Raw genomic sequence first — 21,858 nt, 5'->3', positions numbered from 1 at the left:
AACACGCGACGCATGAAAGCAGCGGCAAAAACGCTTAAACCAAAACGTCAGGAAGAACAGGCCAACTTCATCAGTTGGCGTTTTGCGTTGCTTTGCGGCTGCATTTTACTGGCGCTGGGTTTCCTGCTGGGACGCGTGGCGTGGTTGCAAATCATCGCCCCTGACATGCTGGTACGCCAGGGCGATATGCGCTCCCTTCGCGTTCAGGAAGTGTCGACTTCTCGCGGAATGATCACTGACCGTTCAGGTCGCCCGCTGGCGGTGAGCGTGCCGGTGAAGGCGATCTGGGCCGATCCGAAAGAGCTGCACGACGCCGGTGGCATCACGCTTGATAACCGCTGGAAAGCGCTTTCAGATGCGCTCAAAATGCCGCTGGATCAGCTAGCCTCCCGCGTCAACGCGAACCCGAAAGGGCGTTTTATCTATCTGGCGCGCCAGGTTAACCCTGACATGGCGGACTACATTCGGAAACTGAAGCTGCCGGGCATTCATCTGCGCGAAGAATCCCGTCGTTACTATCCGTCCGGAGAAGTAACCGCTCACCTCATCGGCTTCACCAACGTCGACAGCCAGGGGATTGAAGGCGTTGAAAAAAGCTTCGATAAGTGGCTCACCGGCCAGCCTGGCGAGCGAATTGTGCGTAAGGACCGCTACGGGCGCGTTATTGAAGATATCTCCTCTACGGACAGCCAGGCGGCGCACAACCTGGCTCTGAGTATCGACGAGCGCCTGCAGGCGCTCGTCTACCGCGAGCTGAACAACGCCGTGGCGTTTAACAAGGCAGAATCCGGCAGCGCCGTGCTGGTGGATGTCAGCACCGGAGAAGTGCTGGCCATGGCCAACAGTCCTTCCTACAACCCGAACAACTTTACCGGCACCGCAAAAGATGCGATGCGTAACCGGGCGATTACAGACGTGTTCGAACCCGGCTCCACGGTGAAGCCGATGGTGGTGATGACGGCGCTTCAGCGCGGTATCGTCAATGAAAACACGGTCCTGAACACGATCCCTTACCGTATTAACGGCCACGAGATTAAAGACGTGGCGCGCTACAGCGAATTGACCCTGACCGGGGTGTTACAGAAGTCGAGTAACGTCGGTGTTTCAAAGCTGGCGTTAGCGATGCCGTCCTCAGCGTTAGTAGAGACTTACTCACGTTTTGGACTGGGAAAGGCGACCAATTTGGGGTTGGTCGGAGAACGCAGTGGCTTATATCCTCAAAAACAACGGTGGTCTGACATAGAGAGGGCCACCTTCTCTTTCGGCTACGGGCTAATGGTAACCCCGTTACAGTTAGCGCGAGTCTACGCAACGATTGGCAGCTACGGCGTCTATCGCCCGCTGTCCATCACCAAAGTTGATCCACCGGTTCCGGGCGAGCGTATCTTCCCGGAATCCATCGTTCGTACCGTTGTGCACATGATGGAAAGCGTGGCGCTGCCGGGCGGCGGCGGCGTGAAGGCGGCCATCAAAGGCTACCGCATCGCCATTAAAACCGGTACGGCGAAAAAGGTGGGGCCAGACGGCCGCTACATCAACAAATACATTGCCTATACCGCAGGCGTTGCGCCTGCAAGCAATCCGCGTTTTGCGCTGGTGGTCGTGATTAACGATCCACAGGCGGGTAAATACTACGGCGGCGCCGTTTCCGCGCCTGTGTTTGGCGCCATCATGGGCGGCGTGTTACGCACCATGAACGTTGAACCAGATGCGCTGGCGACGGGCGAAAAAAGTGAATTTGTAATTAATCAAGGCGAGGGTACAGGTGGCAGATCGTAATTTGCGCGACCTTCTCGCTCCGTGGGTGCCAAATGCACCGGAGCGAGCACTGCGAGAGATGGTACTGGACAGCCGCGTGGCTGCTTCTGGCGATCTTTTTGTGGCGGTGGTTGGTCATCAGGCGGACGGGCGTCGTTATATCCCGCAGGCGATTGCGCAAGGTGTGGCTGCCATTATTGCTGAGGCTAAAGACGAGGCAACCGACGGTGAGATCCGTGAAATGCACGGGGTGCCGGTTATCTATCTCAGCCAGTTGAATGAGCGTCTCTCTGCACTGGCAGGACGTTTTTATCACGAACCTTCCGACCAGCTGCGTCTGGTTGGCGTGACGGGCACGAACGGAAAAACCACCACCACGCAGCTGATGGCGCAGTGGGCTCAGCTGCTGGGTGAAACCGGCGCGGTGATGGGGACCGTGGGTAACGGCCTGCTGGGCAAAGTGAGCCCGACGGAAAACACCACCGGTTCGGCGGTTGACGTACAGCACGTGCTTGCCGGTCTGGCAGGGCAGGGGGCAACCTTTGCCGCGATGGAAGTTTCTTCGCACGGCCTGGTCCAGCACCGCGTCGCGGCACTGAAGTTTGCTGCTTCAGTGTTCACCAACCTGAGCCGCGATCACCTTGATTATCATGGTGATATGGAGCACTACGAAGCCGCCAAATGGCTGCTGTTCTCTACTCACCATTACGGCCAGGCCATCATCAACGCCGACGACGAAGTGGGCCGCCGCTGGCTTGCGAAGCTGCCAGACGCGGTAGCGGTGTCGATGGAAGACCATATCAATCCGAACTGCCACGGCCGCTGGCTGAAGGCCGTTGACGTTAACTATCACGACAGTGGCGCGACGATCCGCTTTGCCTCTTCCTGGGGTGAAGGTGAAATTGAAAGCCGCCTGATGGGGGCGTTCAACGTCAGCAACCTGCTGCTGGCGCTGGCAACGCTGCTGGCGCTGGGTTATCCGATGGCGGAACTGCTGAAAACGTCAGCGCGTCTACAGCCGGTTTGCGGCCGTATGGAAGTGTTTAGCGCGCCGGGCAAACCGACCGTGGTTGTCGATTATGCCCACACGCCGGATGCGCTGGAAAAAGCGCTGGAAGCGGCACGCCTGCACTGCACCGGTAAACTCTGGTGCGTCTTCGGCTGCGGTGGCGATCGCGACAAAGGTAAACGTCCCCTGATGGGCGCCATTGCGGAGCAGTTCGCGGACATTCCTGTGGTCACCGATGACAATCCGCGTACCGAAGAGCCGCGCGCCATCATCAACGACATTCTGGCGGGTATGCTGGACGCCGGTCGCGCCCGTGTGGTGGAAGGCCGCGCGGAAGCCGTGACAAACACCATCATGCAGGCAAAAGAAAATGATGTCGTTCTGCTGGCCGGTAAAGGCCATGAAGACTATCAGATTGTTGGCAATCGTCGTCTGGACTACTCCGACCGCGTAACGGCAGCGCGTCTGCTGGGAGTCGTCGCATGATTAGCATTACCTTAAGCCAGGCCGCTGCGGTACTGCACGGCGAGCTGCTGGGCCAGGATCTGACCATTGACGCGGTCACCACCGACACCCGCAAAGTGACCGCGGGCTGTCTGTTTGTGGCGCTGAAAGGCGAACGTTTTGACGCGCATGATTTTGCCGGACAGGCCAAAGAAAACGGCGCTGGCGCGCTGCTGGTCAGCCGCAGGCTGGATATCGATTTGCCGCAGATTGTCGTGAACGATACGCGTCTCGCGTTCGGTGAACTGGCCGCCTGGGTTCGTCAGCAGGTGCCTGCTCGCGTTGTCGCGCTGACCGGGTCATCGGGCAAAACGTCAGTGAAAGAGATGACGGCGGCGATCCTCAGCCAGTGCGGCAATACGCTTTATACCGCGGGCAACCTCAATAATGACATCGGCGTGCCGATGACATTGCTTCGCCTGACCAAAGAGCACGACTATGCGGTGATCGAGTTAGGGGCAAACCACCAGGGTGAAATCGCCTGGACCGTGAGCCTGACTTGCCCGGAAGCGGCGCTGGTGAATAACCTTGCGGCAGCGCATCTGGAAGGCTTTGGCTCGCTGGAAGGCGTGGCGAAAGCGAAAGGCGAAATCTACACCGGTCTGCCTGCTGACGGCATTGCCATTCTCAATGCCGACAACAACGACTGGCTGAACTGGCAGAGCATCATTGGCTCGCGTAAAACCTGGCGCTTCTCGCCGAACGCGGCCAACAGTGACTTTACCGCGACCAATATCCATGTGACGTCGCACGGTACGGAATTCACGCTTGCTACCCCAACGGGTGACGTAGACGTGCTGTTACCGCTGCCGGGACGCCATAACATCGCCAATGCGCTGGCGGCAGCGGCCTTGTCGACGGCGGTGGGAGCGTCACACGAGGCGATTAAAACCGGGCTGGCGAATTTGAAAGCCGTGCCGGGACGCCTGTACCCGATCCCGCTTGCAGAAAACAAATTGCTGCTGGATGACTCCTACAACGCGAACGTCGGCTCAATGACGGCGGCGGTGCAGGTGCTATCTGAAATGCCGGGCTACCGCGTCATGGTGGTTGGCGACATGGCGGAGCTGGGCGATGAAAGCGAAGCCTGTCATACCCAGGTGGGTGAAGCGGCGAAAGCGGCGGGACTGGACTGCGTGCTGAGCGCAGGAAAACTGAGCCAGGCGATTAGCCATGCCAGCGGCGTTGGCGAACATTTTGCCGACAAAGCCGCGTTGATTGAGCGCCTTAAGGCATTAATTACAGAAAAACAAATTGTGACAGTGTTAGTGAAAGGTTCACGTAGTGCCGCCATGGAAGAGGTTGTGCACGCATTACAGGAGAACGGGACATGTTAGTTTGGCTGGCCGAACATTTGGTCAAATATTATTCAGGCTTTAACGTCTTTTCGTATCTGACGTTTCGCGCCATCGTCAGCCTGCTGACTGCGCTGTTCATCTCGTTGTGGATGGGTCCGCGCATGATTGCCCGTCTGCAAAAACTCTCTTTCGGTCAGGTCGTACGTAACGACGGTCCGGAGTCGCACTTCAGCAAGCGCGGTACGCCGACGATGGGCGGGATCATGATCCTGACCGCGATCGTCGTTTCCGTACTGCTGTGGGCTTATCCGTCTAACCCGTACGTCTGGTGCGTGCTGACCGTACTGGTGGGCTACGGCATTATCGGATTTGTGGATGATTACCGTAAAGTCGTCCGCAAAGACACGAAGGGCCTGATTGCCCGCTGGAAGTATTTCTGGATGTCAGTGATTGCGCTGGGCGTCGCCTTCGCGCTGTATCTGGCAGGAAAAGATACGCCCGCCACCGAGCTGGTGGTGCCCTTCTTTAAAGACGTGATGCCGCAGCTGGGGCTGTTCTACATCCTGCTGGCCTACTTTGTGATTGTTGGTACCGGTAACGCCGTTAACCTGACCGATGGCCTGGATGGTCTGGCGATTATGCCAACCGTCTTCGTGGCGGCTGGTTTTGCGCTGGTGGCGTGGGCGACCGGTAACATGAACTTTGCGAACTACCTGCACATTCCTTATCTGCGTCACGCGGGTGAGCTGGTGATCGTCTGTACGGCGATAGTCGGCGCGGGGCTGGGCTTCCTCTGGTTCAACACCTATCCGGCGCAGGTCTTTATGGGTGACGTCGGTTCTCTGGCTTTGGGCGGCGCGCTCGGCATTATCGCCGTGCTGCTGCGTCAGGAGTTCCTGCTGGTGATCATGGGCGGCGTGTTTGTGGTTGAAACCCTGTCGGTGATTTTGCAGGTCGGCTCCTTCAAGCTGCGCGGTCAGCGCATCTTCCGTATGGCGCCGATCCACCACCACTATGAACTGAAAGGCTGGCCGGAGCCGCGCGTGATTGTGCGCTTCTGGATTATTTCGCTGATGCTGGTGCTGATTGGCCTGGCAACGCTGAAGGTACGTTAATCATGGCAGATTACCAGGGTAAAAAAGTCGTTATCATTGGGTTAGGCCTCACTGGCCTCTCCTGCGTGGACTTTTTCCTTGCGCGCGGTGTGACGCCGCGCGTGATGGATACGCGTGTCTCTCCGCCGGGTCTGGACAAGCTGCCGGAACAGGTTGAACGCCACCTTGGTGGTCTGAATGATGACTGGCTGCTGGCAGCCGATCTGATTGTCGCCAGCCCGGGTATGGCGCTGGCGCACCCTTCACTGAGCGCTGCTGCGGATGGGGGCGTTGAGATTGTCGGCGATATCGAGCTGTTCTGCCGCGAAGCGCAGGCGCCGGTTATCGCGATCACCGGTTCTAACGGCAAAAGCACCGTCACTACCCTGGTGGGTGAAATGGCGAAAGCCGCAGGCATGAACGTAGGGGTAGGCGGCAATATCGGTCTGCCCGCGCTGATGCTGCTGGACAAAGGCTGCGAGCTGTACGTTCTGGAACTTTCCAGCTTCCAGCTTGAAACCACCTCCAGCCTGCATGCGGCGGCGGCAACGATCCTCAACGTGACGGAAGATCATATGGATCGGTATCCGTTTGGTCTGCAGCAGTATCGCGCGGCCAAGCTGCGTGTTTACGAAAATGCCAAAGTTTGCGTGGTTAACGCCGACGACGCGCTGACCATGCCGGTGCGCGGCGCGGACGAGCGCTGCATCAGCTTTGGTATCACCATGGGTGATTATCATCTGAACCGCCAGCTGGGCGAAACCTGGCTGCGCGTGAAAGGTGAAAAGGTGCTGAACGTGAAGGAGATGAAGCTTTCCGGCCAGCACAACTATACCAATGCCCTGGCGGCGCTGGCACTGGCAGATGCCGTAGGGCTGCCGCGCTCTTCCAGCCTGAAAGCGTTGACCACGTTTTCCGGCCTGGCACACCGTTTCCAGCTGGCGCTGGAGCATAACGGCGTGCGCTGGATTAACGACTCCAAAGCGACCAACGTGGGAAGCACGGAGGCCGCGCTGAACGGTCTGCACGTTGACGGCACCCTGCATCTTCTGTTGGGTGGCGACGGCAAATCTGCTGATTTCTCCTCCCTGAAACAGTACCTCACCGGCGATAACATCCGCCTGTACTGCTTTGGCCGTGACGGCAGCGAGCTGGCTGAACTACGCCCGGAAGTTGCTGAGCAAACTGAAACGATGGAACAGGCGATGCGCCTGATTGCCCCGCGCGTGCAGCCTGGCGACATGGTTCTGCTCTCCCCGGCGTGCGCCAGCCTCGATCAATTTAAAAATTTCGAACAGCGTGGCGATGTCTTTACCCGCCTTGCGAAGGAGTTAGGCTGATGCGTTTATCTCTCCCTCGCCTGAAAATGCCGCGCCTGCCAGGATTTGGAATTCTGGTGTGGCTGTTTGCGGCGCTGAAAGGCTGGGTGATGGCTTCACGGGATAAAGATTCCGATAGCCTGATTATGTACGACCGCACCCTGTTCTGGCTGACGCTGGGGCTGGCGGCGATCGGCTTTATCATGGTGACCTCAGCCTCTATGCCCGTTGGACAGCGTCTGGCGAACGATCCCTTCCTGTTCGCCAAGCGTGACGGGCTGTACATCATTCTGGCGTTCTGCCTGGCGCTGGTAACGCTTCGTCTGCCGATGGCGTTCTGGCAGCGCCACAGTACCGCGATGCTGATCGCCTCCATTATCATGCTGCTGATCGTGCTGGTTGTCGGGAGCTCCGTTAACGGGGCATCACGCTGGATCGCCTTCGGCCCGCTGCGTATTCAGCCTGCGGAGTTCACCAAGCTTTCGTTATTCTGCTACCTGGCAAACTACCTGGTGCGAAAAGTCGATGAGGTGCGTAACAACCTTCGCGGCTTCTTAAAGCCGATGGGCGTCATTCTGGTGCTGGCGATCCTGCTGCTGGCGCAGCCTGACCTCGGGACCGTTGTCGTACTGTTTGTCACCACGCTGGCGATGCTGTTCCTGGCAGGGGCCAAGCTGTGGCAGTTCATCGCCATTATCGGAATGGGAATATCAGCAGTGGTGCTGCTGATCCTCGCCGAGCCTTACCGTATCCGCCGCGTGACCTCGTTCTGGAACCCATGGGAAGATCCGTTCGGTAGCGGTTACCAGCTGACGCAGTCGCTGATGGCGTTTGGCCGCGGTGAAGTCTGGGGGCAAGGTCTGGGCAACTCGGTGCAGAAACTGGAGTATTTACCGGAGGCGCACACCGACTTCATCTTCTCCATTATTGGGGAAGAACTGGGTTATATCGGTGTGGTATTAGCGCTTTTAATGGTATTCTTCGTCGCTTTCCGCGCCATGTCGATTGGCCGAAAAGCGCTGGAGATCGATCACCGCTTCTCAGGCTTCTTAGCCTGCTCAATTGGTATCTGGTTTAGCTTCCAGGCACTGGTTAACGTCGGGGCCGCAGCGGGTATGCTGCCGACCAAAGGTCTGACGTTGCCGCTGATCAGCTATGGTGGTTCGAGCCTGTTGATCATGTCGACGGCCATTATGTTTTTGTTACGCATAGATTATGAGACGCGTCTGGAGAAAGCCCAGGCGTTTACACGAGGTTCACGATGAATCAACCGAAGCGGTTAATGGTGATGGCAGGCGGTACCGGTGGACACGTGTTCCCGGGGCTGGCGGTTGCGCACCATTTAATGGAGCAGGGCTGGCAGGTACGCTGGCTGGGAACCGCAGACCGCATGGAAGCCGACCTGGTACCGAAGCACGGTATTGAGATCGACTTTATTCGTATTTCCGGCCTGCGAGGCAAAGGCCTCAAGGCCATGCTGCTGGCGCCGGTGCGTATTTTTAATGCCTGGCGTCAGGCGCGCACCATCATGAAGCGCTTTAAGCCCGATGTGGTGCTGGGTATGGGCGGCTATGTTTCTGGTCCCGGCGGGCTGGCCGCGTGGTCGTTAGGCATTCCCGTTGTTCTGCACGAGCAGAACGGTATTGCCGGTCTGACCAACAAGTGGCTGGCGAAAATCGCCACCAAAGTGATGCAGGCGTTTCCCGGTGCGTTTCCGAAAGCGGACGTGGTGGGTAACCCGGTGCGTGTCGACGTGCTGGCGCTGCCTCTACCGGATGCCCGCCTGGCGGGACGTGAAGGCCCGGTTCGTATTTTGGTCGTTGGTGGTTCTCAGGGTGCGCGCATTCTGAATCAAACAATGCCGCAGGTGGCGGCAAAGCTGGGTGATGCCGTGACTATCTGGCACCAAAGCGGTAAAGGCGCTCAGCAGACCGTTGAGCAGGCGTACGCTGATGAAGGCCAGCCGCAGCATAAAGTGACGGAATTTATTGACGATATGGCCGCAGCCTATGCCTGGGCCGATGTCGTGGTCTGCCGCTCTGGCGCGCTGACGGTGAGCGAAATCGCCGCCGCCGGCTTGCCAGCGCTGTTCGTGCCGTTCCAGCACAAAGACCGACAGCAGTACTGGAACGCGCTGCCGCTTGAGAAAGCCGGCGCGGCGAAAATTTTTGAGCAGCCACACTTTACCGCCGATGCGGTCGCCACCACCCTGGCGGGCTGGAACAGAGACGCACTGCTGGAGATGGCACAGCGCGCGCGCGCTGCCGCTATCCCGGATGCGACAGAACGGGTGGCAAAAGAAGTGAGTCTGGCAGCCCAGGCTTAACCCTCGCAGCGCGTGTTGCGCTGCACGAATTTTAAGTAGTCGATGGCGTTTAGAGAATGAATACACAACAACTGGCAAAACTGCGTTCAATCGTGCCCGAGATGCGTCGCGTCCGGCACATTCACTTTGTTGGCATCGGTGGTGCCGGCATGGGCGGTATTGCCGAAGTGTTAGCTAACGAAGGTTATCAGATCAGCGGGTCCGACCTGGCGCCAAACCCTGTCACGCAGCAGCTTGCGTCGCTTGGGGCGACTATCTATTTCAACCATCGCCCGGAAAACGTGCGCGATGCAAGCGTGGTGGTGGTATCGAGCGCCATCTCCTCTGACAATCCGGAAATCGTTGCCGCGCACGAAGCGCGCATTCCAGTGATCCGCCGCGCAGAAATGCTGGCGGAACTGATGCGGTTCCGTCATGGTATTGCGATTGCCGGTACCCACGGTAAAACCACGACCACGGCGATGGTTTCCAGCATTTATGCGGAAGCGGGTCTCGATCCGACGTTTGTCAACGGCGGTCTGGTGAAAGCCGCAGGCGTCCATGCGCGTCTGGGCCACAGCCGTTATCTGATTGCGGAAGCGGATGAGAGCGACGCGTCGTTCCTGCACCTGCAGCCGATGGTGGCGATTGTCACCAATATCGAAGCTGACCATATGGATACCTACCAGGGCGACTTCGAAAACTTAAAGCAGACCTTCATCAACTTCCTGCACAACCTGCCGTTTTATGGTCGCGCGGTGATGTGCGTGGACGACCCGGTGATCCGCGAGCTGCTGCCGCGCGTCGGTCGTCAAATCACCACCTACGGCTTCAGCGAAGACGCTGACGTCCGCGTGGAAGAGTACAAACAGATTGGTGCGCAGGGGCATTTCACTCTGGCGCGTCAGGACAAAGAGCTGCTGCACGTCACGCTGAATGCGCCAGGGCGCCATAACGCACTTAACGCCGCAGCGGCAGTGGCTGTTGCGACGGAAGAAGGCATTGATGATGAGGCGATCCTGCGCGCGCTGGAAAGCTTCCAGGGGACAGGGCGTCGCTTCGACTTCCTCGGCGAGTTCCCGCTGGATGCGGTGAATGGTAAGCCAGGTACCGCGATGCTGGTGGACGACTACGGTCACCATCCGACGGAAGTCGACGCGACCATCAAAGCCGCACGCGCGGGCTGGCCGGAGAAGAATCTGGTGATGATCTTCCAGCCGCACCGCTTCACGCGTACCCGCGATCTGTATGACGATTTCGCCAGCGTGCTGTCACAGGTGGATACCCTGCTGATGCTGGATGTTTACGCCGCCGGCGAAACGCCAATTCCAGGCGCAGACAGCCGTTCCCTGTGTCGTACCATCCGCGGGCGCGGTAAAGTTGACCCTATTCTGGTTTCTGACCCGGCACAAGTGGCGGAAATTCTGGCACCGGTCCTGACCGGTAACGATCTCATCCTGATTCAGGGTGCGGGAAATATCGGCAAGATCGCCCGTACCTTAGCTGAAATCAAACTGAAGCCGCAAACCCAGGAGGATGAGCATCATGGCTGATAAGATTGCAGTCCTCTCTGGCGGCAACTCCGCCGAGCGCGAGGTTTCTCTGAATTCCGGCGCTGCCGTGCTGGCGGGCCTGCGTGAAGGCGGCGTAAACGCACATATTGTCGATCCAAAAGAGGTCGACGTGACGCAATTAAAAGCGATGGGCTTCGATAAGGTCTTTATCGCGTTACATGGTCGTGGCGGTGAAGACGGAACCCTGCAAGGGCTTCTGGAGCTGATCGGCCTGCCTTACACCGGCAGCGGCGTGATGGCATCCGCCATCTCTATGGATAAACTGCGCAGTAAGTTACTCTGGCAGGGAGCGGGTTTACCCGTTGCGCCGTGGGTGGCGCTGACGCGCGGCGAATTTGAATTGGGCCTGTCGGACAGCGTTAATACACGCATTGCGGCACTGGGCTTACCGGTTATTGTAAAGCCGAGCAGGGAAGGGTCGAGCGTCGGGATGTCAAAGGTCGATAAAGCTGAAGATTTAACATCTGCTTTAGCGCTGGCATTTCAACACGATGAAGAAGTTCTGATTGAAAAATGGCTCAGCGGGCCGGAATTTACCGTCGCGATGCTTGGCGAAGAAATTTTACCGTCAATTCGCATCCAACCCGCCGGAGTCTTCTATGATTATGAGGCGAAGTATCTCTCTGATGAGACGCAATATTTCTGCCCTTGTGGTCTTGAAGCAGAGCGCGAAGCCGAATTACAGTCCCTGGTGCTTAAAGCCTGGAATGTTTTGGGCTGCAGCGGCTGGGGACGCATTGATGTGATGCAGGACAATGACGGGCAGTTTTATCTGCTGGAAGCCAATACCTCACCGGGAATGACCAGCCACAGCCTTGTGCCGATGGCGGCGCGTCAGGCGGGAATGAGCTTCTCGCAGTTAGTCGTACGTATTCTGGACCAGGCGGGCTGATATGTCTCAGGCTGCATTGAACACGCGCAACCGCGATGACGAAGAAGAATACACTTCTTCACGCCGGAGTAATGGAACGCGTCTTGCAGGGATAATTTTCCTGCTCGGGGTGCTGTGCACCGTGTTTATCAGCGGCTGGATGGTGCTGGGCTGGATGGAAGACGCACAGCGGTTGCCGCTGTCAAAGCTGGTGGTGACCGGCGAGCGTCACTACACGCGTAACGATGATATTCGCCAGTCTATTCTGGCGCTGGGATCGCCCGGCACCTTTATGACGCAGGACGTCAATATTATCCAGAGCCAGATTGAACGTCTGCCATGGATAAAACAGGCGAGTGTCAGAAAACAATGGCCTGATGAATTGAAGATTCATCTGGTTGAATATGTGCCCATTGCGCGTTGGAATGATCAGCACATGGTTGACGTAGATGGAAATTCCTTTAGCGTCCCGAGCGATCGTGTCAACAAGCAAAATTTACCGATGTTGTATGGCCCTGAAGGCAGCGAAAACGAAGTATTGCAGGGTTTTCGTGAAATGGGGCAGGTGCTGGCGAAGGACAGGTTTACGTTAAAAGATGCTGCGATGACGGCGCGCCGCTCCTGGCAGCTGACGTTGACGAACGGCATTAAGCTCAACCTGGGACGCGGCGACACAATGAAACGTCTTGCGCGTTTTGTAGAACTTTACCCGGTTTTACAACAGCAGGCGCAGGCGGACGGCAAACGGATAAGCTACGTTGATTTGCGCTATGACTCAGGCGCAGCAGTCGGTTGGGAGCCGGCTCCGGTCGAGGAACCTAATCAGCAACAGAATCAGGCACAGGTACAGGCAGAACAACAATGATCAAGGCGACGGACAGAAAACTGGTAGTTGGACTGGAGATTGGCACCGCGAAGGTTGCCGCTTTAGTAGGGGAAGTTCTGCCCGACGGTATGGTCAATATCATTGGCGTGGGCAGTTGCCCGTCACGTGGTATGGATAAAGGTGGGGTAAACGACCTTGAGTCGGTGGTGAAATGCGTACAGCGCGCCATCGACCAGGCTGAATTAATGGCAGATTGCCAGATTTCTTCTGTCTATCTGGCCCTTTCTGGCAAGCACATTAGCTGCCAGAACGAAATCGGTATGGTGCCGATTTCTGAAGAAGAAGTGACGCAGGAAGACGTTGAAAACGTTGTGCATACGGCAAAGTCCGTGCGCGTTCGCGATGAGCATCGCGTGCTGCACGTGATCCCGCAGGAATATGCGATTGACTACCAGGAAGGGATCAAGAACCCGGTTGGTCTGTCTGGCGTGCGTATGCAGGCAAAAGTGCACCTGATCACATGTCACAACGATATGGCGAAGAACATCGTAAAAGCCGTTGAACGTTGTGGCCTGAAAGTTGACCAACTTATTTTCGCCGGTCTGGCGGCAAGTTATTCCGTGCTGACCGAAGACGAACGTGAACTGGGTGTCTGTGTGGTGGATATCGGTGGTGGTACAATGGACATGGCCGTGTATACCGGCGGTGCGTTGCGCCACACCAAAGTGATCCCTTACGCAGGGAACGTTGTGACCAGCGATATTGCTTACGCTTTTGGTACGCCACCGAGCGATGCAGAAGCGATTAAAGTACGCCACGGCTGTGCGCTGGGGTCTATCGTTGGTAAAGATGAGAGCGTTGAGGTGCCGAGCGTGGGCGGCCGTCCGCCGCGTAGCCTGCAGCGCCAGACGTTGGCAGAGGTAATTGAGCCGCGCTATACCGAGCTGCTCAACCTGGTCAACGAAGAGATTTTACAGCTTCAGGAACAGCTTCGTCAGCAGGGTGTTAAGCATCATCTTGCGGCGGGGATTGTATTAACCGGCGGTGCAGCGCAAATTGAAGGTCTTGCGGCCTGCGCTCAGCGCGTGTTCCATACGCAGGTGCGTATTGGTGCGCCGCTGAATATTACCGGTTTAACGGATTATGCTCAGGAGCCGTACTATTCAACGGCTGTGGGCCTGCTCCACTACGGGAAGGAATCTCATCTCAGTGGTGAAGCAGAAGTGGAAAAACGCGTCTCAGTGGGGTCGTGGGTCAAACGACTGAACAACTGGCTGCGAAAAGAGTTTTAATTTTTTAAAGAGACCGGAGAGAATTAGCGGTCTCGGGCGACAGGCACAACGGAGAGAGAAATTATGTTTGAACCTATGGAACTGACCAACGACGCGGTGATTAAAGTCATCGGCGTCGGTGGCGGCGGCGGTAACGCCGTAGAGCATATGGTGCGTGAACGCATTGAAGGTGTTGAATTCTTCGCAGTTAACACCGATGCGCAGGCACTGCGTAAAACGGCAGTTGGCCAGACTATCCAGATCGGCGGTGGCATCACCAAAGGGCTGGGCGCTGGGGCTAACCCGGAAGTCGGTCGCAACGCGGCTGAAGAAGATCGTGAAGCCCTGCGTGCTGCACTGGAAGGTGCGGACATGGTCTTCATCGCAGCAGGCATGGGCGGCGGTACCGGTACCGGTGCAGCACCTGTTGTCGCTGAAGTAGCTAAAGATTTAGGTATCCTGACCGTTGCTGTCGTGACCAAGCCTTTCAATTTTGAAGGCAAGAAGCGTATGGCCTTCGCGGAGCAGGGTATCACCGAGCTGTCCAAGCATGTGGACTCGCTGATCACCATCCCGAACGACAAGCTGCTGAAAGTTCTGGGTCGTGGTATCTCCCTGCTGGACGCCTTCGGCGCAGCAAACGACGTGCTGAAAGGCGCGGTCCAGGGTATCGCAGAACTGATTACCCGTCCTGGCCTGATGAACGTTGACTTTGCAGACGTTCGCACCGTGATGTCCGAAATGGGCTACGCGATGATGGGCTCTGGCGTGGCGAGCGGTGAAGACCGTGCGGAAGAAGCGGCTGAAATGGCGATCTCTTCTCCACTGCTGGAAGATATCGATCTGTCCGGTGCGCGCGGCGTGCTGGTCAACATTACCGCTGGCTTTGACCTGCGTCTGGATGAGTTCGAAACCGTGGGTAATACCATCCGCGCGTTCGCTTCTGACAACGCGACCGTGGTAATCGGTACTTCCCTTGACCCGGAAATGAATGACGAGCTGCGTGTTACCGTTGTTGCGACCGGTATCGGTATGGACAAGCGTCCTGAGATCACCCTCGTGACCAACAAGCAGACTCAGCAACCGGTAATGGATCGTTACCAGCAGCACGGTATGTCTCCTCTGACTCAGGAGCAAAAACCGGCCGCGAAAGTGGTGAACGACCCAACGCCGCAAACGGCAAAAGAGCCAGATTATCTGGACATCCCGGCGTTCCTGCGTAAGCAAGCTGACTAAGAATTGGCTGGAATTTGGGGATTTGCGCTCTTTGTGCTAAACTGGCCCACCGTTAGTGATATACACTCTCGGTTGGATAGTTAATTTGGCGAGATTATACGATGATCAAACAAAGGACACTTAAACGTATCGTTCAGGCGACGGGTGTCGGTTTACATACCGGCAAGAAAGTCACACTGACGTTACGCCCTGCGCCGGCCAATACCGGGGTCATCTATCGTCGCACCGACTTGAATCCACCGGTAGATTTTCCGGCCGATGCCAAATCTGTGCGTGATACAATGCTCTGTACTTGTCTGGTGAACGAGCATGACGTGCGGATTTCTACCGTAGAGCACCTGAACGCCGCCCTGGCGGGTCTGGGTATCGACAACATTATTGTTGAAGTCGATGCGCCAGAAATCCCGATTATGGATGGTAGTGCTGCGCCGTTCGTTTATCTGTTGCTGGATGCCGGCATCGAAGAACTGAACTGTGCGAAGAAATTTGTTCGCATCAAAGAGACCGTTCGCGTCGAAGATGGCGACAAGTGGGCTGAATTCAAACCGTACAATGGTTTCTCGTTGGACTTTACCATCGACTTTAACCATCCGGCGATTGACTCCAGCACCCAGCGCTACGCGATGAACTTCTCTGCTGATGCGTTTATGCGCCAGATCAGCCGCGCACGTACGTTTGGCTTCATGCGTGATATCGAATATCTGCAGTCCCGCGGCCTGTGCCTGGGCGGCAGCTTCGATTGTGCCATCGTTGTTGACGATTATCGCGTACTGAACGAAGACGGCCTGCGTTTTGAAGATGAATTCGTTCGTCACAAAATGCTGGATGCGATCGGCGACCTGTTCATGTGTGGTCACAACATCATTGGTGCATTTACCGCGTTCAAATCCGGTCATGCACTGAACAACAAATTGTTGCAGGCCGTCCTGGCAAAACAGGAAGCCTGGGAATATGTGACCTTTGAAGACGAAGCGGAACTGCCGCTGGCGTTCAAAGCACCGACTATGGTCCTGGCGTAACGGTTAACGCCGTTTCGTAAGAAAAGCGACTGGTTCACCTGGTACTCTCTCCGACCAGGGAAGCCAGTCGTTTTTATTTCTGCCCTTCTTTGATTTGCCCCTCTACTCCCTGGCCATTGTCGGGTGCCGAATAACGGTGTGTTCGCTGCATTATTGACCGTTTTTACCTGCTGCAAGGTGTCATTCCTGCTGCTGCGTATTGGCTTTAGTGGTAATATCTGGGCGCTAAAAAAGAATAATTGAACTCAGCCTGCACTGGCGGGCGATTGTGGTGGAGCAAGTGAGCGGAATACTGACGCGCTGGCGACAATTTGGCAGACGTTACTTCTGGCCGCATCTCTTATTAGGGATGGTCGCGGCGAGTTTCGGCTTGCCTGCGCTCAGCAACAGTGCGGAAGCGGCGACGCCAGCACGTTCCACGACAACTAAACACGATCTCTCGACGCGGGTTAACTTTACTAATCTCGCGTGGCTTGAAGCCAGCCGTCGTCCTAATTTCTCCGTTGATTACTGGCAGCAGCACGCCATCCGCACGGTTATTCGTCATCTGTCGTTCGCGATGGCGCCGCAGACGATGCCTGTTGCTGAAGAGTCGCTGCCGGTTCAGGCTCAGCATCTTGCCCTGCTCGATACGCTTAATGCGCTTCTGACGCAGGATAACCAGCCGCCCGTGACCGTGAGTCAGACGGCGCAAACCTGGTTTGTTCCTCCTGTATCATTCTCCGTTTCGACATGGATTAGCCAGGTTCACGGCATCCGTGCCGGGCCTCAACGCCTCAGCTAAATTAACCTTTTTCAATACCTTAATTTATCTGCCCGTCTGGGGCGTTTGAGAATTTATTATGCTAATCAAATTATTAACCAAAGTTTTTGGTAGTCGTAACGATCGTACCCTGCGCCGTATGCGCAAAGCTGTAAACATCATCAACGGTATGGAACCGGCGATGGAGAAGCTCTCTGATGATGAGCTGAAGGCGAAAACCGCGGAGTTCCGCGCACGCCTGGAAAAAGGCGAAACCTTAGAGAGCCTGATCCCGGAAGCTTTCGCCGTTGTGCGTGAAGCGAGTAAACGTGTGTTCGGCATGCGTCACTTCGACGTTCAATTGCTGGGCGGTATGGTGCTTAATGAACGCTGCATCGCGGAAATGCGTACCGGTGAAGGTAAAACCCTGACCGCAACGCTGCCGGCTTACCTGAATGCACTGACCGGTAAAGGCGTTCACGTCGTTACCGTCAACGACTATCTGGCCCAGCGTGATGCCGAAAACAACCGTCCGCTGTTCGAATTCCTCGGCATGACCGTCGGCATCAACATGTCCGGACTGCCGGCACCCGCCAAGCGCGAAGCCTACAACGCGGACATCACCTACGGCACCAACAACGAATACGGCTTCGACTACCTGCGCGACAACATGGCGTTCAGCCCGGAAGAGCGCGTCCAGCGTAAGCTGCACTATGCGCTGGTGGATGAGGTTGACTCCATTCTGATCGATGAAGCGCGTACCCCGCTGATCATCTCCGGCCCGGCCGAAGACAGCTCTGACATGTACCGTAAAGTCGACAAAATCATTCCACACCTGCTGCGTCAGGAGAAAGAAGACTCCGATACCTTCCAGGGTGAAGGCCACTTCTCCGTAGATGAAAAAGCGCGCCAGGTGAACCTGACCGAACGCGGTCTGGTGAAAATCGAAGAGCTGCTGGTGGCTGAAGGCATTATGGAAGAAGGTGAGTCTCTGTACTCTCCGAGCAACATCATGCTGATGCACCACGTGACCGCCGCGCTGCGCGCCCACGCGCTGTTCACCCGCGACGTTGACTACATCGTGAAAGACGGTGAAGTCATCATTGTCGATGAACACACCGGCCGTACCATGCAGGGTCGTCGCTGGTCTGATGGTCTGCATCAGGCCGTTGAAGCGAAAGAAGGCGTGGACATTCAAAACGAAAACCAGACGCTGGCCTCAATCACCTTCCAGAACTACTTCCGTCTGTATGAGAAGCTGGCGGGGATGACCGGTACCGCAGATACCGAAGCGTTTGAATTCAGCTCCATCTACAAGCTGGATACCGTAGTGGTGCCAACCAACCGTCCGATGATCCGTAAGGATATGCCGGACCTGGTGTACATGACCGAAGCGGAAAAAATTCAGGCGATCATCGAAGATATTCGCGACCGTACTGCCAATGGTCAGCCGGTTCTGGTGGGGACCATCTCCATCGAGAAATCCGAGGTGGTTTCCAATGAGCTGACCAAAGCAGGCATCAAGCACAACGTTCTGAACGCCAAGTTCCACGCTAAAGAAGCGGACATTGTTGCTCAGGCGGGCTATCCGGCAGCCGTGACCATCGCCACCAACATGGCGGGTCGTGGTACCGATATTATGCTCGGCGGTAGCTGGCAGGCTGAAGTCGCTGAGCTGGAAAACCCAACGCCAGAGCAGATCGAGCAGATCAAAGCCGACTGGCAGGTGCGTCACGACGCGGTGCTGGCATCTGGTGGTCTGCACATCATCGGTACCGAGCGTCACGAATCTCGTCGTATCGACAACCAGCTGCGCGGCCGTGCGGGCCGTCAGGGTGATGCCGGTTCTTCCCGCTTCTACCTGTCTATGGAAGATGCGCTGATGCGTATTTTCGCCTCCGACCGCGTGTCCGGCATGATGCGTAAGCTGGGCATGAAGCCTGGTGAAGCCATTGAGCACCCATGGGTGACTAAAGCGATCGCTAACGCCCAGCGTAAAGTGGAAAGCCGCAACTTCGATATTCGTAAGCAGCTGCTGGAATATGATGACGTGGCCAACGATCAGCGTCGCGCGATCTACACCCAGCGTAACGAACTGCTGGACGTGTCCGACGTGAGCGAAACCATCAACAGCATCCGCGAAGATGTGTTCAAAGCCACCATCGACGCGCATATTCCGCCGCAGTCTCTGGAAGAGATGTGGGACGTTGAAGGCCTGCAGGAACGTCTGAAAAACGACTTCGATCTCGATCTGCCAATCAAAGAGTGGCTGGACAAAGAGCCTGAGCTGCATGAAGAGACCCTGCGCGAACGTATCTTTGAAACCGCGCTGGAGGTTTATAAGCGTAAGGAAGAAGTGGTTGGCGCTGAGATGATGCGTCACTTCGAAAAAGGGGTGATGCTGCAGACGCTGGACTCCCTGTGGAAAGAGCACCTGGCGGCGATGGACTACCTGCGTCAGGGTATCCACCTGCGCGGCTATGCGCAGAAAGATCCGAAGCAGGAGTACAAGCGTGAATCCTTCTCCATGTTTGCCTCTATGCTGGAGTCACTGAAGTACGAAGTGATCAGCACCCTGAGCAAGGTTCAGGTGCGCATGCCGGAAGAAGTGGAAGCGATGGAGCAGCAGCGTCGTGAAGAAGCTGAGCGTCTGGCGCAGATGCAACAGCTGAGCCACCAGACTGACGAAAGCGAAGCCGCAGCAGCGATCGCCGCGCAGACCGGCGATCGTAAAGTCGGTCGTAACGATCCGTGTCCGTGTGGTTCCGGTAAAAAATACAAGGCGTGCCACGGCCGCCTGAGCTAAGAACATAACTAACTGAAAAGGCGCAGATATCTGCGCCTTTTTTATGGAAGTGACGCTATGAAAATACTGCAAATTGCCGTCGGGATTATTCGCAACCCGCAAAACCAAATCTTCATCACCCAGCGCGCTGCTGACGCCCATATGGCGAACAAGTGGGAGTTTCCTGGCGGGAAAATCGAATCAGGAGAAACCCCGGAAGAGGCGCTGGTGCGTGAGCTGCAGGAAGAGGTGGGGATTACCCCGCTTGGCGCCACGCTGTTCGATAAGCTGGAGTATCAGTTTCCCGACAGGCACATCACGCTGTGGTTCTGGCTGGTGGAAAGCTGGGAAGGTGAACCCTGGGGAAAAGAGGGACAGCCGGGTAACTGGGTGGAACTTCAGGTCAGTGATGCCGACAAATTCCCGCCAGCCAATGAGCCTGTGATCCGCCGCTTAGCGACAAACATGTAGGCCTGCCGAACGAATCGCCAGCAGGCTTTGAACGTTACTGCTGGCTTTCGCTCCAGTCATCGCTATCCGAGAGGTCGCCTTCGCTCGGAATTCGTTTCTCTTCCGCCGCCCATTCGCCCAGATCAATGAGCTGACAGCGCTTGCAGCAGAACGGGCGAAACGGACTCTCTTCTCCCCAGACGACAGTTTTCCCACAGGTTGGGCAGTTTACGGTGGTGACGTCAGACATTGGCACTCCTTAACAACAGGCCAGTTCAAAATCGAGGCGTTCCGGCACGGTGCCATTTTCACTGTCCAGCGGCATAAAGCGGATCGCGAAACGGCTTTTATGCCCGGAAATTTGTGGATAAAGCTGCTCGCCAAGAGACAAATTTAGACGCAGAAGATCGGCGTCGTCGCCGTTGTCCTGATAAAAACCGTTGAGACTGGTTTGCTTGCGGAACGGGGCAGAGTTACGCACAAGATCGAGGATCAGCGATAGCGTCTGATTCATCGGCTCCAGGCTACCCAGCCAGCTGTTTACCTGGCGATCGCGCTGTTCCTGCGGCATATGCAGCCACATATGCAGCGTTGGCAGATCAAAGCTACAGCAACCGCCCGGTATGCTCAGGCGCTGGCGCACCAGCGCTATCAAACGGTCTTCTCGTAAATATTGCCCAACGCGCGGCGCGGCCATCAGCGTCGTGCTGCTGTTTTTCAACTGCTGGCGTAAGGCGTCAATTCGACTTTGATCCACGCCCGGTACTTCGGCCCAGGCCTGTAATTTACGCTGCTGGCGCTCCAGCTCTTTCAACAGCTCCGTGCGGACATCGCCACGTTCAATCACATCCAGCAGATCGCCTACGTTGCGAAAGAAGTGCAACGCCGTGGCATGATCGTTAACAGGCAGATGTTGTGAAAGCTGTTGGATGAGAAATTCAATGCGCAGCCAGGTACGCATTTTTTCATTAAGCGGGTGCTCAAAAAGGATGTGAGTCGACATTATGGTTTTTCCTGTGCAACGGCCTGCGCGGCGAAGGTTAGATACTGCTCGTGCAGGCGGGCAACATCCGATGCAATGGCATCTGGTGCGCCGTTATTATCAATAACATCATCCGCAACGGCAAGGCGCTGAGCGCGAGTGGCCTGAGCGGCAAGAATTTGTTCAGCATGTTCACGCGAGATGTGGTCGCGCGTCATGGTTCGCTGGATTTGCGTCTCGGGTGTGACATCAATCACCAATACCCGATTGGCTTTTTTATACAGCTGATTTTCTACCAGGAGCGGAACCACCCACAGGACATAGGGCGAGCGGGCTGCGGCTATCTGACGCTGAGTTTCCTGGTGGATAATGGGGTGGAGCAGGGCATTAAGCCAGGCTTTTTCCGCAGAATCGGAAAAAATATATTCGCGAAGCTGACGGCGGTTCAGTGTGCCATCGGCATTGATGATTGCCTGACCGAAATGGTCGGCGATGGCCTTTAGCGCGGGTGTATTGGGCTCTACCACCTGACGGGCAATAATATCAGCATCAATAATCGCGATGCCGAGACGAGAAAACGCGTCCGCAACGGTACTTTTGCCACTACCGATGCCGCCGGTTACTGCGACGATATACCCCATTAAATCAAATCCTGGGAATTATTCATTATGGAAATCAGTTGCTTAAAAAACAAACGTGCGACAGTAATTGTTTGATTCTCTTTACCGGCTTTTTACCAGGTAAATTTATAGGATTGTAGCGTAAAAAAAGAGAATTTCGCAGTCTTGCGGAGCAGGTATTAGTGCGTATGATAG

19 protein-coding genes are annotated in these 21,858 nt (G+C 56.2%); 16 read left to right on the top strand and 3 right to left on the bottom strand.

Going from position 1 to position 21,858, the window contains the following annotated elements:
• The first annotated feature begins 12 nt into the window (after positions 1 to 12).
• The 16 genes from ACMWL8_RS10275 (at position 13) to mutT (ending at position 20,082) form a co-directional block, all read left to right on the top strand.
• Positions 13 to 1,779: a peptidoglycan glycosyltransferase FtsI gene (locus ACMWL8_RS10275; protein ID WP_028015504.1), complete on the top strand. Its 1,767-nt coding sequence runs from the start codon at positions 13 to 15 to the stop codon at positions 1,777 to 1,779.
• Positions 1,766 to 3,253 (top strand): UDP-N-acetylmuramoyl-L-alanyl-D-glutamate--2,6-diaminopimelate ligase, encoded by a 1,488-nt coding sequence (murE, locus tag ACMWL8_RS10270; protein WP_014882540.1) that lies wholly within the window; start codon positions 1,766 to 1,768, stop codon positions 3,251 to 3,253. The genes ACMWL8_RS10275 and murE overlap by 14 nt, the downstream gene beginning before the upstream one ends.
• Positions 3,250 to 4,608, top strand: coding sequence for a UDP-N-acetylmuramoyl-tripeptide--D-alanyl-D-alanine ligase (murF, locus tag ACMWL8_RS10265; RefSeq protein WP_045259455.1), 1,359 nt, complete (start codon positions 3,250 to 3,252; stop codon positions 4,606 to 4,608). The genes murE and murF overlap by 4 nt, the downstream gene beginning before the upstream one ends.
• Positions 4,602 to 5,684, top strand: coding sequence for a phospho-N-acetylmuramoyl-pentapeptide-transferase (gene mraY / locus ACMWL8_RS10260; RefSeq protein ID WP_008501985.1), 1,083 nt, complete (start codon positions 4,602 to 4,604; stop codon positions 5,682 to 5,684). The genes murF and mraY overlap by 7 nt, the downstream gene beginning before the upstream one ends.
• Positions 5,685 to 5,686: 2 nt before the next feature.
• Positions 5,687 to 7,003, top strand: coding sequence for a UDP-N-acetylmuramoyl-L-alanine--D-glutamate ligase (gene murD, locus ACMWL8_RS10255; RefSeq protein ID WP_045259456.1), 1,317 nt, complete (start codon positions 5,687 to 5,689; stop codon positions 7,001 to 7,003).
• Positions 7,003 to 8,247, top strand: a complete 1,245-nt coding sequence (gene ftsW / locus ACMWL8_RS10250; protein ID WP_028015508.1) for a cell division protein FtsW — start codon at positions 7,003 to 7,005, stop codon at positions 8,245 to 8,247. The genes murD and ftsW overlap by 1 nt, the downstream gene beginning before the upstream one ends.
• A complete protein-coding gene (gene murG / locus ACMWL8_RS10245; protein ID WP_045259457.1) occupies positions 8,244 to 9,308 on the top strand; it encodes an undecaprenyldiphospho-muramoylpentapeptide beta-N-acetylglucosaminyltransferase in 1,065 nt (354 codons plus the stop codon). The genes ftsW and murG overlap by 4 nt, the downstream gene beginning before the upstream one ends.
• 56 nt (positions 9,309 to 9,364) lie before the next feature.
• Complete coding sequence (gene murC / locus ACMWL8_RS10240) at positions 9,365 to 10,840, top strand: UDP-N-acetylmuramate--L-alanine ligase (RefSeq protein ID WP_028015510.1); 1,476 nt, start codon at positions 9,365 to 9,367, stop codon at positions 10,838 to 10,840.
• Positions 10,833 to 11,753, top strand: a complete 921-nt coding sequence (locus ACMWL8_RS10235; protein WP_041911244.1) for a D-alanine--D-alanine ligase — start codon at positions 10,833 to 10,835, stop codon at positions 11,751 to 11,753. Before murC ends, ACMWL8_RS10235 begins: the two co-directional genes overlap by 8 nt.
• A 1-nt stretch (position 11,754) precedes the next feature.
• The gene (gene ftsQ, locus ACMWL8_RS10230; RefSeq protein ID WP_045259458.1) at positions 11,755 to 12,597 is read left to right on the top strand and encodes a cell division protein FtsQ; all 843 of its coding nucleotides are present in this window, start codon (positions 11,755 to 11,757) and stop codon (positions 12,595 to 12,597) included.
• Positions 12,594 to 13,850 (top strand): cell division protein FtsA, encoded by a 1,257-nt coding sequence (gene ftsA / locus ACMWL8_RS10225; protein WP_006173845.1) that lies wholly within the window; start codon positions 12,594 to 12,596, stop codon positions 13,848 to 13,850. Before ftsQ ends, ftsA begins: the two co-directional genes overlap by 4 nt.
• A gap of 63 nt (positions 13,851 to 13,913) precedes the next feature.
• Entirely contained in the window at positions 13,914 to 15,065 is a 1,152-nt protein-coding gene (gene ftsZ, locus ACMWL8_RS10220) for a cell division protein FtsZ (RefSeq protein WP_008501978.1), read from the top strand.
• A 101-nt stretch (positions 15,066 to 15,166) separates the two neighbouring features.
• The gene (lpxC, locus tag ACMWL8_RS10215; RefSeq protein WP_006810110.1) at positions 15,167 to 16,084 is read left to right on the top strand and encodes a UDP-3-O-acyl-N-acetylglucosamine deacetylase; all 918 of its coding nucleotides are present in this window, start codon (positions 15,167 to 15,169) and stop codon (positions 16,082 to 16,084) included.
• Positions 16,085 to 16,364: 280 nt separating this feature from the next.
• Positions 16,365 to 16,868: a secA translation cis-regulator SecM gene (gene secM, locus ACMWL8_RS10210; RefSeq protein WP_028015513.1), complete on the top strand. Its 504-nt coding sequence runs from the start codon at positions 16,365 to 16,367 to the stop codon at positions 16,866 to 16,868.
• Positions 16,869 to 16,926: 58 nt separating this feature from the next.
• Positions 16,927 to 19,632: a preprotein translocase subunit SecA gene (gene secA / locus ACMWL8_RS10205; RefSeq protein ID WP_045259459.1), complete on the top strand. Its 2,706-nt coding sequence runs from the start codon at positions 16,927 to 16,929 to the stop codon at positions 19,630 to 19,632.
• A 57-nt stretch (positions 19,633 to 19,689) separates the two neighbouring features.
• Entirely contained in the window at positions 19,690 to 20,082 is a 393-nt protein-coding gene (mutT, locus tag ACMWL8_RS10200; protein WP_028015515.1) for an 8-oxo-dGTP diphosphatase MutT, read from the top strand.
• A gap of 34 nt (positions 20,083 to 20,116) precedes the next feature.
• Here mutT and yacG read toward each other — a convergent pair whose 3' ends face one another.
• The 3 genes from yacG to coaE are packed head-to-tail and all read right to left on the bottom strand — an operon-like array spanning position 20,117 to position 21,684.
• Positions 20,117 to 20,311 carry a DNA gyrase inhibitor YacG gene (yacG, locus tag ACMWL8_RS10195; protein ID WP_045259460.1) on the bottom strand — a complete coding sequence of 65 codons (195 nt, stop codon included), beginning with the start codon at positions 20,309 to 20,311 and terminating at the stop codon, positions 20,117 to 20,119.
• Positions 20,312 to 20,320: 9 nt separating this feature from the next.
• The gene (zapD, locus tag ACMWL8_RS10190) at positions 20,321 to 21,064 is read right to left on the bottom strand and encodes a cell division protein ZapD (RefSeq protein ID WP_028015517.1); all 744 of its coding nucleotides are present in this window, start codon (positions 21,062 to 21,064) and stop codon (positions 20,321 to 20,323) included.
• Positions 21,064 to 21,684 (bottom strand): dephospho-CoA kinase, encoded by a 621-nt coding sequence (gene coaE / locus ACMWL8_RS10185; RefSeq protein ID WP_045259461.1) that lies wholly within the window; start codon positions 21,682 to 21,684, stop codon positions 21,064 to 21,066. The genes zapD and coaE overlap by 1 nt, the downstream gene beginning before the upstream one ends.
• Positions 21,685 to 21,858: the final 174 nt, after the last annotated feature.

The sequence above is a fragment of the Enterobacter sp. 04-C-12-SI-ECC genome, assembly GCF_047530715.1.
In the GTDB taxonomy this organism is placed as follows: domain Bacteria; phylum Pseudomonadota; class Gammaproteobacteria; order Enterobacterales; family Enterobacteriaceae; genus Enterobacter; species Enterobacter bugandensis.
The sequence above is the reverse complement of the archived record's forward strand: the minus strand, read 5'-3'. Positions and strand labels throughout refer to the sequence as shown.